Origin of the sequence: Margalitia sp. FSL K6-0131 (genome assembly GCF_038008735.1) — a bacterium.
In the GTDB taxonomy this organism is placed as follows: Bacteria; Bacillota; Bacilli; order Bacillales; family Bacillaceae_C; genus Margalitia; species Margalitia shackletonii.
In genome coordinates, this window is sequence record NZ_JBBOZS010000001.1 from 3,093,957 (window position 1) to 3,106,378 (window position 12,422).

Sequence of the window (12,422 nt, forward strand, 5' to 3'; positions counted from 1 at the left end):
CATGCTATAAGCAGTTTTTCTTTTCTATTATTTTTTTCGATCTGTCTTATTTTTTGCAATCCAAAAAGCTAAAATAATGAGTGGAATCGCGATAAAGACTGAAATGGTAATTTGACTTTGCGTAATAATGGCTAGAAAAAATAACACAGCTATCCCGATAATTATATACAAACAACCTCTTCCAAAGGTCTCCATGTATCTCACCCCTTTTTCATTAAGTTGAAGCAAAATACCTACAAACATCTATATTCGAATAATTATTCAATCATCCTACGGAGCCTGTGCAAATTACAAATGTATTTTTTATACATATTTAGAAATATATATTATAATAAGATGGAAATGATCAAAAAAGGAGGTCCTTTAATGTCGTTACGGTTCAATTATCAAAAAGAAAACCCGGAAGCCTTACAAACCATGTTGAAATTAGAAGGATTTAATTCGAAAAGTGGTCTGGATAAAAAATTATATGAATTGATCAAAATTCGTGCATCTCAAATGAATGGATGTGCGTACTGTGTAGACATGCACACAAAAGACCTTGGTAAAATGGGAGAATCGCAAGAGCGGATGCATTTAATCAGTGTTTGGCGTGAGGCAAATGATATTTTCTCTGATAAAGAAAAGGCAGTCCTTGAATTAACAGAAGCTGTTACTAACATTTCAAAGAATGGAGTTCCACAGAACTTATATGAAAAGGTTCTTACCTACTTTAGTGAAAAAGAGTATATAGATATGATAATGGCTATTAATACGATTAACTGCTGGAACAGGATTGCTATTTCTACCGGAATGTACCCTGGTTGTTTTTGAGATGTAGATTTACTTATTACTAAGAGCTGAAATCCATTAAGGGGTGTTCACATCATATAGTAAATGAATTAATTTTGGAAAACCTCTTATAGATTTCAGCTTTTAATTTTTTCTAACTATATCGTTTTATATACTCTCCAAAAGCACTTTCCTTGCTTCATTAACATTTTCTAATTTTATCTGATTTTCTTTCACTTTCCTTTTTAATTCTTTCAATATGCGATTTATTTTGTATTTCTGTGACTCTGCCTGTTCTGGGGATTTCTTTATTCTTCCTCTAATTAGGAAATAGTATTTCGCAATTCAGTCAATTCCTTTTGATACTGCTCGACTTGCTTTTCCCAAAGTCGCTTTTTTCTAATATCCCCCTTGACCCGTACAAGCTCCTCGTTCAGTTCTTCGTACATAGTCCCCCTCCTTCTGACACACAGTTATTAATACGGATACCCTTCCATTTTGGTTTCGGGTTTTGACACGATTATTATTTTATATGCAGGTCTTACAGTTATTTGTAAAGGATATATTTCTAATTTTTTATCGTGGAGTGCCCTTGAGAAACTAAAGCTGCTAAGCGTTCATAGCCCAAATTAATTGGGGAATAATTATTTTCTAATCGCAGTCTATAGTGATTTAAAATTCTAACTTGCTCCTCGGTTAATTTTTCGGCATTCCAGTACATATGCATGACATTATACTCAAACAATTCTTTTAGCTTAAAAAGCAATGGCAAGGTAGTTATCATTTCTTGAGGTATGTGGAATTCTTCCAAATAGCCTTCGAACAAAGATTCAGCAATAGATTGTGTATAATCCTTTATATTGCTGTTACCGGAAAATGAAAATTCAACCGCAGAATAAATAGGAACAACCAAATCAAAAACATAGTAGTGTTTCTCCGCATCTTGAAAATAGATAAACGTAAGATAAAAAATAGGAGTCCTTCTAACGACTCCTGTAATTTAATCAATTGTTCTTTCATTCAAACTCCCAATTAAGACAGATGATCAATTAAGTTGTAATCCTGCACCCACCATTTGTTCTCTTTAAAATAAATATTACTTAAACAAGCGTTTTTTAATACCGTTTTACCGGATCCTATTTCCCCTTCTGAAATACTGGATAATATAGCATTAATAACCGCACCGTGTGCGACAAGAATTATTTTGCCATTTGGGTACTTTTGATTAATTTTTCGAATTCCTGCTTTTAATCGATGCTGAAAGGAAATTCTCTCTTCTTGATTAGGATATTTTTTATCCGGAAACGATTCCCTTCTTTCCTTTAAGGTCATGCCTTCCGCGTCACCGAAATTTCTTTCCTTAAATTCTTCCATTTCTATTAGTGGCACATTGATTTTTTGCTGAATAATTTCCGCTGATTGTTTTGCTCTTTTTAGCGGACTTGTGATGATCACATCCCATTGTGATTCTCTTAGAATAGCTCCGCATTCTTCCGCTTGTTTTTTTCCTCTGTTATTTAGCGGTATATCAGTGGTTCCCTGAAGTTTACCTAATACATTCCAATCTGTCTCCCCATGTCTAACCAAGCATATAAAAGTAATGTTCATGCACTCCTTATAGTTTGAAATTAATTTTTTAGTTAACATATGTACAATAATAATTATCCATTTACAGTTAGCAAATTTTAAAGTAACGAAAACTTTCAAGTCTAGTCATGTTTTGCCACCTGATACAGTCATCCTTGGGGCTTTAATGGACTGTGCACCACAAATACAAAGGCTCGTCATTGGACGAGCTTTATCATTCCATATTCCATTCCTTTGACAACATACTATAAGTTACTAAATCTTCATAATGATCATATAGCCATTGTCCATCCCTTTTGATTCCTTCTTTTACAAATCCCAATCTTTCTGGAATAGCTCGACTTTTACGATTTTTCACTGCACAAACAATTTCAACCCGATTGATTTTCATCGTACTGAAAAGATAATTTAACAGAGAAGATACTGTCCTAGTAATAATGCCGTGTCCTTGCGCTTCCTCCGAAAGAAAATAGCCAATGCTTGTAGTGCTGTTTTTCCAATCAATATAGTGAAGTCCTATCATGCCAACTAATTTTCCATTATAGCGAATTCCAGCATCAAAACCATTGTTGTCTGTGTAATTTCTCGTCCATATCGGGATAATTTCTTCAAAATCATTGGGTGATTTTCTTTTATCGACCCATACTAACCATTTTCTAAGGTGCTCACGGTTCGTATCGATTAAATCAAATAGTTCTTCTTTATGATGTATTTGAAATAATTCAATCCATATTTCTTCATCTACTTTATAGGAAAACATTCCAACTCCCCCTATGTATATCTTTAATATAGATATATTTCTGTTTGTATGAATATTATTTCTATTTTATATTACCAACATAAAACAATTGATGACTTTTTTCCATTATTACGACTAAAAAGATGAATGGATTTTAGAGTATTGACCAAAATGTAAAGTGAGGAGGTAGTGAAAATGAGAGATGTAACAGCTCTAATCATAAAATTTGTTACAAGCTTAATTGCTTATGCCGTAGGATTCGATTTATTTTTCAATGCGACGTGGACGCAAGTTGTTTGGTTCAGCGTTCTAACAACAATTGTCTCATACCTTGCAGGGGAAAGGATATTGTTATCGAGGATTGGAAATACGAAATCTCTTATTGCTGATTTTCTTATGTCATATGTAATCGTATGGGTATTCGGAAGTGTGCTTTTAAATTCCTACATGCAAATCGCTTGGGGCAGTATCATTTCTGCCATCATCATAACTGCAGGCGAATTCTTTGTTCACCGGTTACTTTTGCATTCCAGACATGAGGATAATCGCGATAGAAGTGGAGCCAACCAAAGGCTTGCCTACGGAATGGAAATGTCTGAGGAAAATGATCCGATTAAGAAAAAGTGATCAGCCCTTCTTGGACCAAAAATAGGTCTTCTACATTAGGAAGACCTATTTTTCTTAATAGTAGATTTTAATTAGACCTTACCGGAGATATTAAATAATAATTGGATTTATTTTCTATTGGCTCAACAAAAACTGGTTTCATAGAACCGTTAAAATTTAATCTTATCTCTTCTTCCTTTATAACTTTAAGCACATCCAATAAAAAATTGCCATTTAGTGTAATGCGAAATCCTATGTCTCCCTTTAGCTCCATAATTGATTGTGTTTCTTGAATCTTCCCTATTTCTGTTGACATAGAAGAAATAATCAATTTAGAGTCATCTTTAATTTCAAATTGTACATTATTATTTTTCCATTCACTCGCAAAAAGACATGCCCTATCAATTCCTTTTAAGAATTGGGTTCTATTTACCACAATGGTTGTCTTACATTCTTGTGGTAGTAAACCATTTATACTAGGGTATGCCCCCTCTATTAATCTTGAAAAAAGGGCAACATTATTTGCTTTAAAAACTATATAGGTGTTTGTAAGAAAAATATGGATATTATCGATTTTCTCATCTATTAACTTTATAAGTTCGTTTAAAGTCTTATTTGGCACAATAATGTTAGTATTGATATTTGCATTTATACGAATCTTTTTAAAAGCCAATCGATGTGAATTAGTGGCTGTAAACGAAAGATGATTTTCTTTAAATGTCATACTTACTCCCGCCAGAACTGGATGAAAATCATTAGTGGAAGCAGCAAATGCTGTTTGTTGAATCATTTCAAATAAATCCTGCCTCGGTACTATACAAAAATTTGCATCACCGATATTGGGTAAATTGGGATACTCTTCTGATAGAAAACTATTTAAACTTGTTACAACCCCATCGGATTGGATTGTTACGACCTGGTTGTGGTTTACCTTTATATGTATATCACCAGGTAATTTCTTTGCAATTTCACTTAAATATTTTGCGGAAATTACTACACTGCCTTTTTCTATAATATTTAATACGCTTTCACCATCCAGTACAGTAGGGACGATTTTTTCTATAAAAATGTCAGAGTTACTTCCGACAATAATTAAACATTTTTCCTTAACCACTAATTTAATCCCCGTCAAAATAGTCCTTGATGATTTAAAGGAAATTGCTTTGCAAACATCAGATACTGCCTTTGAAAAACAGTCCTTATTGATTACTATTTCCATAAAAATATACACTCCTAAATATCCATTAAGTACTTATTTCGACAAAAACATTAAAATACCTGTTAATTATGATGAATCCCTTTTGTCACATAAGATGTCCGACAAGTTACATCCATCTTGTAGAATAAATAGTCATTAACACAAATTTACCCCTTTGAATATAGTAAGGAATATATTCATTTGGGGTGATCATTGATGAAAATACATGTTGTGCAAAGTGGTGACACTCTTTGGCGTATCGCCCAAAATTACGGTACATCGATGAATCAGATTATTGCTGCCAATGGTTTGGATGACCCAAACAGAATGGTATTGGGCGAAGCATTAGTTATACCGAATCCGTTTCAGCAATATGTTGTTCAACGTGGAGATACACTGTGGCAAATCGCCAATCGTTATGGTGTATCCATTCAAGAGATTATTGCAGCGAATCAGTTAACGGACGCATCCAGGCTATATATTGGCCAAGTACTTACCATTCCTGTTATTTACCATACTATTCAACCTGGAGAAACGTTGTGGTCCATTGCAAATCATTATGGTACCACTATTTCTGCTATTGTTCAGGCAAACCAAATTCAAAATCCGGGGATGATTCACGTCGGTCAAAGACTAAGAATCCCGGAGGCAGCTAAAAAGACGATTGAAGTAAACGCGTATATTACGGATATGGGTCAAGCTGGAGCAAACATTGTAACTCCTCTCACGCCTTCTTTTACTTACGTTACTCCATTTAGCCATAGAGTAAATGAAGATGGCAGTTTAACCGCATTAAACGACGATCTCATTATAAGTGCGGCACGAAACAGAAATGTTTCTCCTTTACTTGTTCTAACTAATTTTGTTGACAGTAAATTTGATTCAGACCGAGCTGCGCTTGTTTTAAGAAATGCCGATATTCAAAATACACTTATTAACAATGTTTTAACCATGATAAGACAAAAAGGATATCGAGGATTAAATATTGACTTTGAATATGTATATCTTGAAGACAGGGAAAACTACAATAATTTCCTTCGTAAGGTGGTAGAGCGCTTACGGCCGGAAGGATATTCTGTTTCAACAGCACTTGCACCAAAAATCAGAGCTGACCAAACCGGACTTTTATATGAAGCACATGATTATGCTGCACATGGTGAAATTGTCGACTTTGTGGTGATTATGACGTATGAATGGGGCTGGGCTGGCGGCAAACCATGGGCAATTGCTCCAATTGGTGAAATAAGAAAGGTTCTAGATTACGCGGTTACCGCCATTCCCCGAGATAAAATTATGATGGGTGCTCCATTATACGGAAGAGATTGGAAAATCCCTTGGGTGCAAGGAACCTTTGCAAGAACAGTTGGTCCTAAGGAAGCCGTCAACCTGGCTGCCAAATATGGAGTTGTTATCAGCTATAATACGAAAGATCAATCACCATTCTTCCGTTATACAGATTCATCCCACCAACAGCATGAAGTTTGGTTTGAAGACGCCAGAAGCATGCAAGCAAAATATGACTTAGTGAAAGAATATAATCTTCGCGGTGTCAGTTATTGGGTGCTTGGTCCGTCTTTCCCGCAAAATTGGCCAGTTCTGCATGCAAACTTTAACATTAGGAAACAGTAATTTTGATAAAAGTAAAAAATGCCCTCGTAATTTGCGAGGGCTTTAAGCATTTTATAATTATTATCAGTCAACGAATGAAAGATTTAATCTGCTTGATTCCTCTATCAACAGAGGTTTCTATATAGCCAACTATTTGATCAAATGTAAATACATTAAGTGGTTGTCTAAGATCTTCACAATCGTAATCCATATCGCCCAACACATGTGGGATAAATTGAATCATATCATCATTTGTTACCTCTTCCAATTCAACCATTTCACTAGGAATTTTTAATTCTTCTTTCCATACATTTGTGTAGCCGTAGTAATCTAATAATTTCCCATTTAATAAGCGAAAATCGTTATGATATAGGGTGAACATTTCATTATTATTTTCCAGACGATTTTTCAACCACGGCAAATAAAAACCCTGTAACCAAATATCATCAGCAATTAAATGAGTATAGTAACCTAGGATATAATAAGATTGTTTAATAGCGCTATATTTTTTTAGGAAATGTTCAAAATCAATCCGTCTAGAATAATCATTAACATCTCCTATAAAGAAATGTGACTTTTCTTTCGGTGCCACCGCATCTGGTGCCACACCGCCTAATAAAAAAGAGCTCTTATTTTCAATAGAAAAATGATCTGCTATTTTGTTTGCAATGACTAAATGCATGATTCTTGATCCCATATATTAAACTCCTTTTCAAAATCTTTTTATGAATTTAAATAAAATTACATTGGATATTACTTTTTATGGAATATTAACTTTAAAAAGGGAAGAAACTCATGAAAAAACTACTTTGTTGTGTAGTAATATCCTTTATTTATTGTGGTAGTAATTTCTATCCACTTTATACTGCATACGCTCAGCAAAAGCCGGCGCCGCCATATGCTGACTGGAGCCTTCTTGCTTTTAAGAAAACCAAGAATAAATATCCAAATGCCCACATTGTGGACTATTTGCATATCGGGAAAACAAAAGAGAACTCTTCTTCTGTTGAAAAATTTAAATTCTGGTTAAAAGATAATCAAAGGGAATTCGGCGTTATCATAACGATTGAATTTGAAAACAGTACAGCAAGAGTTCTTAAGGTAACTTTTGAAGAAACAAAAAAGTAAAGATACTTATTGTTTACCTTTAGTTAAAAATACTTTTTTAATGGCATTTACCAGCTCAATGGTTGATTCATCACTTAAGGTAGTTAAAATATCCGAATTGATTTCTTCCAAAAATATCCTTAGTTCTTGAAATAACTTTATGTTTCTACCATGAGGAACATGTGTAACAGTTAAAGCAAAGCAATATTCAGTATAAAAACACCTCAAAATAAATAAATCTAAAACACCCTTTCTTCATTACAAGTCGATATTCCTTCTTTTATTGAAACAAATGATTCAGTGAATGGAGTTTTTATTTTGAGATTTGAATAAATTTATAGCCGGATTCCAATCAGAATTATTTTGGGCTATTAATCTATAAATTTACTGATTATTTCTTCCTAATTTCTCATTTCCATGCTTAAAGTTACCGGTAATTTTTGCAAGCAGCAGTTGAATCTCCTTTTCATTGTCTTTAGCTTCTTTTATTTTTGCTATTAATTTATCTGCTTCTTTATTTTTTACCATTTTAATTTGTTTCTTGTGATGATAAATGATTACCGTTCCTTTTTTCGTGATATTATAAGATAATGGTTTTTCATCTAATTTGTTCCTTTTATCTATGCCGCTCATTATCTCCATCCTCCTAATCATCTCAAACGGTTTATTTATAACTATACGTTTTTAAAACCTATATGTTGCATTATTTATTGTTTATTTTCTTTGATAAGATACCAATGCCACTGTTTTCCTTTTCATGTGATTTTTTTACTTATCGTGACTAAACTTCATTTTATGAAAAATTTCCGTATAAACGAAAAAAGAGCCATTAACCAAAACTGATTTTTAGCTCTTAATCTTTTATTTAATTATTTTTCACTTTAAAACCAAATGTAATTTTCATACCAGGTGCAACTATTAAGGAAGAATCAGTGCTAAATGCTTTGGAAAAAAGCAATTCAGCCTCAAACTGTTTTTGTGCTTCGCTCATTGAAAGCCCACGTTTAATCAATCCATTTATAAATGATTCTCTATCAGTAGGTTTATTACCAATCCCATCTTCTTTTAAAGAACCATATAAGTTCTGCTTGTTCTTTAAATCCATATTAGGATGTAGTACATTCACTTTATCACTTATTCTGCACTCTATATTCTTTACACCTAATTCACTCAGATATAAAGGTATTTTTGCACCGATATTGCCGTCTTTTCCACTTTGGTTTTTATCTTCTTCAAATAATTTTTGAAGAGGTCCGAGCGGGACAATATGTGACTGTTCATAGCCATGTAAATGGTTTGATGCCATACTTGAAATCCAATGTGGCTCAAAACAAATAATTCTTCCCTTATTAACTAAAGAATCCAGCATTTTTTGCAAGATTTTTTTTGGCTTGGGCATATGTAACAAAAATGCATGACAAACGGCGACATCATACTTACTCTCTATTTTACACTCATTCAAATCTGCTACCAAAAATTCCGTTTCATATGGAAGATCATGAAAAATTTCTCGCGCTTCATTAATAAGCTTCTGTCCTTTATCAATACCTGTATACTTTGATCCCTTTGGCAAAAGAGGAAGTAACTTCAACCCCAAATATCCATATCCACAACCAAAATCAACAATATGTACGGGGTTATGAATCTTCCAAACGTAGCGGACCAAAAATTCTAAGTAATCATCGTTATAATATAAGTCTCTTGTTCTTTTAAGATACTCCACTTTATTGTCCCAATAATACCCTTCCACTTGATCTCTCCTTTTTAAAATATTTTCTTAAACTATTGCAAAAGTTTGGTAGTGGGAGTTTACTCTCCTAGAAAATTGTTAATGTTTCAATAAAATTTTGAATATCTTTTTGCGACTTTAGAATTATTACCCTTTTTTCTTTCGAGAGTTGTTCTAATTTCTTTAAAATATCTGGCCTTTTCTTCTTTGGGTATTCCCATATCCATTTAAGAAACTCGAGAGATAATCTCTCTTTACATCCCTCCCCCATGTCTGGTCGTTGTTTATTTCTAAATTGAAATATTCGTTTACATGCACGAATTACGCAAATCGTCCTAGGTATATCAAGAAAGATGATAGTATCTGCAGCATTTAGTCTTATCTCCATCGTTCCACCATAATTCCCATCCATAATCCATTCATTTTCTCTTATTAATTCATTTTGAATCTTCTTTTGTTCATCTTTTGGGACCCCTACCCAATTAGGTTTCCAAAAAATTGCATCAAGGTGATAAACCTTTATTTTTAACTTTTCACCTAATTTCCTTGCCAATGTGGATTTACCAGATCCCCCAGAACCAATCAGTGCAATTTTTTTCATTTATACCCCACTTTTTTCAATTAAACTTCATTACCTTAACGGTAGATTCTATAACCTTAATCTTTTTCTATTTTTGATTTTCAAACTATTCTTTACATGGTAATCCGTATGTAATTTGTTCTATTCCCGGTAAAAATCCAAAATTATAATACAAAGACTCTGCCGCATTTCCTACGGTTACAAAAAGTCGAATAACTTCATATTTATCTTTTAAAATAGTTAAAGCATGTTTTATTAGATTTGAAGCTATACCTTTTCCTCGATAATTTTGGTCTACAACAATATTGTATACCAATGGCAAGTCTTCCCAAATGGAGATTAAACATGCTCCTACTAACTTATTATTTGTTTGATCAAAGACAAGACAGGAAGATTGTTGAAGCAATTCTTCCTTGTTGTAGTTGAAATAATCCTCTAATTCCAACCTTTGTTGTTCGATTGTATTGATTGTTGGATGTCCAATACTATCGGGTCCTAAATAAGCTTTATAAGAAAGTTGTGCAATTTCCTCTAAACATTCTGAGGTTGGTTTTTTAATTACAAAATCAGTTTCCCAATCGATCCTATCAAATTTTTCAGTTGGTCTAATCATAATACGTCTAGTTTCTATTGGTTGAAAGCCTAATCGTAAAAAATGTTCAGACTGATATGGTAAGATTCCTACTGCGTTAATTGGTTTTGTTGAATCCGATATTTCTATCATATATTTTTTTAACCATGTTAATACAAGATATATATCCGTAAATGGCGGTTCTATAAAAAACGCCCATAAGGTATTTGGCTCTAAACATACTCCACCAATTCGCCTCCCATTTAATAATAACCAATAGGAGGGAGTATCATCTCCAAATATAGCTATTCGTCTTTCCCAACTCTGTCTAAAAAATATATTTTCTCTATACGTAGTGTAATGAATGGCAAAATCCTTCACATTAGCTCTAGTTAGGCTGAAATCATAGTTCAATTTAATTTTCATAATATCTCCTCATTTATCTATATTACTTTTATATTCCGTATTGATTTTTAAAATTCCTTCTTTTGGTAACCCTACTTTCAGTAATAAACAAAAAAGAGCTTTCAATCAAAAGCTCTTTCTCATATTTCTCGCTATTACATGATTTGATACTAAGAAAGTTCAGACAACTAATACAGTCCATTCGCAAAAAAATAGGTAACATTATTAAAATTATTAAGTAAAATGGATACTAATATGCCATTTTCATATTCTCCAAAACCTTAAAATGATCGCCCTGATAATTGTTGGTAACTAAATCGTTAATAAGAAATTGATAATAATCTATCTCGGCACCAAATAGTTGGACAACCTCTTTATGATTAACATTAGATAATGGAGAAATACTCATAACAATCCCTCCACCTGAATAGAACTTTTAAATATCAATTCTTAAAATTATTAAATATTATTTATTTCTTTAACCAGTATTTTCAATGCTTCTCCACTAGGCGATTTTTTCATATTTCTACGGAAAGCTTCGCTGTTTTTGAACACCGTTTCGATATATTCCACCAATGTTTCATTATTAAGGTTTCCTTCCTCCAAAGTAAGAGAATACCCTTTCTGTTCAAAGGCTTTTGCATTTAATCTTTGGTCCCCTCTACTTTGATCTAATCCTAAAGGGATAATTAACATTGGAATTTTTAATGCTAAAAATTCAAATATGGCATTGGAGCCACCTCTTGTAATAACAATATCTGTCGCATTTAATATGTCTGCTAACTCATCATGTACATATTCATATTGTTTATATCTAGGAATCTTTACTAATTTGTTATCAAGGTTATTTTTCCCACACAAGTGAACAACTTGATATTTGGTAGTTAGCTGCTTCAAAGAATTCCTGACTGCTTCATTAATTTTTTGGGCTCCCAAACTCCCACCCATTATCGTTAAGATAGGGCTTTTATCATCATACCTAAGAAGTTTTTTACCATTTGCAGCAGAACCATTTAATATTTCTTTCCTTATTGGAGAACCAACAACAGTCGTTTTATTTTCTGGAAAAAACTTTTTTGTCTCTTCAAAGGAACTAAATATCTTGGTTGCGAATCTTTGTGAAATTTTATTGGCTAATCCCGGTGTAATATCACTTTCATGAATGAAAACAGGTATTTTAAGCGATTTCGCTGCTAAAATTACTGGTACAGATACAAATCCGCCTTTTGAGAATACTAATTTTGGCTTTAGTTTTCTCAAAAGGCTTCTTGCCTCTATACAACCTCTAATGACTCTAAATATGTCGACTACATTTTCAAAATCTATGTATCTTCTAAGTTTACCGCTGTTTATACCAAAGTATGGAATATTTATTTTTTGTATTAATTCTTTTTCAATTCCTTTTTTGGAACCAATATAAAAAATTTCCCAGTCTTCCTTAATTTCTTTTATGATTGCTATATTAGGTGTTACATGTCCTGCTGAACCTCCACCAGTAAATACAATTGTCCTTTTTGGCAT

Annotated in this window: 16 protein-coding genes and 1 pseudogene; 4 read left to right on the forward strand and 13 right to left on the reverse strand. The window is 33.0% G+C overall.

Annotated elements, in window-relative coordinates; all coding sequences use genetic code 11:
* Positions 1-27 precede the first annotated feature (27 nt).
* Positions 28-195 (reverse strand): hypothetical protein, encoded by a 168-nt coding sequence (locus NSQ59_RS15135; RefSeq protein WP_163258610.1) that lies wholly within the window; start codon positions 193-195, stop codon positions 28-30.
* A gap of 171 nt (positions 196-366) precedes the next feature.
* Between NSQ59_RS15135 and NSQ59_RS15140 the strand changes: the two genes are divergently transcribed.
* The gene (locus NSQ59_RS15140) at positions 367-813 is read left to right on the forward strand and encodes a carboxymuconolactone decarboxylase family protein (protein WP_055740128.1); all 447 of its coding nucleotides are present in this window, start codon (positions 367-369) and stop codon (positions 811-813) included.
* A gap of 281 nt (positions 814-1,094) precedes the next feature.
* Here the strand turns inward: NSQ59_RS15140 and NSQ59_RS15145 are convergent, their stop codons facing one another.
* The 4 genes and pseudogenes from NSQ59_RS15145 to NSQ59_RS15160 all read right to left on the reverse strand — a co-directional run bounded on the left by NSQ59_RS15145 (position 1,095) and on the right by NSQ59_RS15160 (position 3,118).
* Positions 1,095-1,220 (reverse strand): hypothetical protein, encoded by a 126-nt coding sequence (locus NSQ59_RS15145; protein ID WP_268888418.1) that lies wholly within the window; start codon positions 1,218-1,220, stop codon positions 1,095-1,097.
* A 119-nt stretch (positions 1,221-1,339) separates the two neighbouring features.
* Positions 1,340-1,735, reverse strand: a pseudogene (locus NSQ59_RS15150) (hypothetical protein); the annotation flags it as partial.
* A gap of 68 nt (positions 1,736-1,803) precedes the next feature.
* A complete protein-coding gene (locus tag NSQ59_RS15155) occupies positions 1,804-2,373 on the reverse strand; it encodes a histidine phosphatase family protein (RefSeq protein WP_055741237.1) in 570 nt (189 codons plus the stop codon).
* A 199-nt stretch (positions 2,374-2,572) separates the two neighbouring features.
* A complete protein-coding gene (locus NSQ59_RS15160; RefSeq protein ID WP_340832110.1) occupies positions 2,573-3,118 on the reverse strand; it encodes a GNAT family N-acetyltransferase in 546 nt (181 codons plus the stop codon).
* Positions 3,119-3,292: 174 nt separating this feature from the next.
* On the opposite strand from NSQ59_RS15160, the gene NSQ59_RS15165 reads away from it, so the two are divergent.
* Entirely contained in the window at positions 3,293-3,724 is a 432-nt protein-coding gene (locus NSQ59_RS15165; protein ID WP_055740131.1) for a YndM family protein, read from the forward strand.
* A gap of 67 nt (positions 3,725-3,791) precedes the next feature.
* Here the strand turns inward: NSQ59_RS15165 and dnaN are convergent, their stop codons facing one another.
* A complete protein-coding gene (dnaN, locus tag NSQ59_RS15170; protein ID WP_055740132.1) occupies positions 3,792-4,922 on the reverse strand; it encodes a DNA polymerase III subunit beta in 1,131 nt (376 codons plus the stop codon).
* Between the two features lie 195 nt (positions 4,923-5,117).
* Between dnaN and NSQ59_RS15175 the strand changes: the two genes are divergently transcribed.
* Positions 5,118-6,530 carry a LysM peptidoglycan-binding domain-containing protein gene (locus NSQ59_RS15175; RefSeq protein ID WP_055740133.1) on the forward strand — a complete coding sequence of 471 codons (1,413 nt, stop codon included), beginning with the start codon at positions 5,118-5,120 and terminating at the stop codon, positions 6,528-6,530.
* Positions 6,531-6,597: 67 nt separating this feature from the next.
* Here the strand turns inward: NSQ59_RS15175 and NSQ59_RS15180 are convergent, their stop codons facing one another.
* Positions 6,598-7,206 (reverse strand): zinc dependent phospholipase C family protein, encoded by a 609-nt coding sequence (locus NSQ59_RS15180; protein ID WP_055740134.1) that lies wholly within the window; start codon positions 7,204-7,206, stop codon positions 6,598-6,600.
* A gap of 98 nt (positions 7,207-7,304) precedes the next feature.
* Here NSQ59_RS15180 and NSQ59_RS15185 point away from each other — a divergent pair, with 98 nt between their 5' ends.
* Positions 7,305-7,637 carry a DUF3889 domain-containing protein gene (locus NSQ59_RS15185; protein ID WP_055740135.1) on the forward strand — a complete coding sequence of 111 codons (333 nt, stop codon included), beginning with the start codon at positions 7,305-7,307 and terminating at the stop codon, positions 7,635-7,637.
* Between the two features lie 363 nt (positions 7,638-8,000).
* Here the strand turns inward: NSQ59_RS15185 and NSQ59_RS15190 are convergent, their stop codons facing one another.
* From NSQ59_RS15190 to NSQ59_RS15215, 6 genes are all read right to left on the reverse strand, one after another.
* On the reverse strand, positions 8,001-8,249 hold the full coding sequence (locus NSQ59_RS15190) for a hypothetical protein (protein WP_055740137.1): 249 nt from the start codon (positions 8,247-8,249) through the stop codon (positions 8,001-8,003).
* 232 nt (positions 8,250-8,481) lie between these two features.
* A complete protein-coding gene (locus NSQ59_RS15195) occupies positions 8,482-9,366 on the reverse strand; it encodes a methyltransferase domain-containing protein (protein WP_055740138.1) in 885 nt (294 codons plus the stop codon).
* A 67-nt stretch (positions 9,367-9,433) separates the two neighbouring features.
* Complete coding sequence (locus NSQ59_RS15200; protein ID WP_055740139.1) at positions 9,434-9,946, reverse strand: DNA topology modulation protein; 513 nt, start codon at positions 9,944-9,946, stop codon at positions 9,434-9,436.
* 85 nt (positions 9,947-10,031) lie between these two features.
* Positions 10,032-10,922: a GNAT family N-acetyltransferase gene (locus NSQ59_RS15205; RefSeq protein ID WP_055740140.1), complete on the reverse strand. Its 891-nt coding sequence runs from the start codon at positions 10,920-10,922 to the stop codon at positions 10,032-10,034.
* 229 nt (positions 10,923-11,151) lie between these two features.
* Entirely contained in the window at positions 11,152-11,310 is a 159-nt protein-coding gene (locus NSQ59_RS15210; RefSeq protein ID WP_161809248.1) for a hypothetical protein, read from the reverse strand.
* A gap of 50 nt (positions 11,311-11,360) precedes the next feature.
* Positions 11,361-12,422 (reverse strand): undecaprenyldiphospho-muramoylpentapeptide beta-N-acetylglucosaminyltransferase, encoded by a 1,062-nt coding sequence (locus tag NSQ59_RS15215; RefSeq protein ID WP_340832113.1) that lies wholly within the window; start codon positions 12,420-12,422, stop codon positions 11,361-11,363.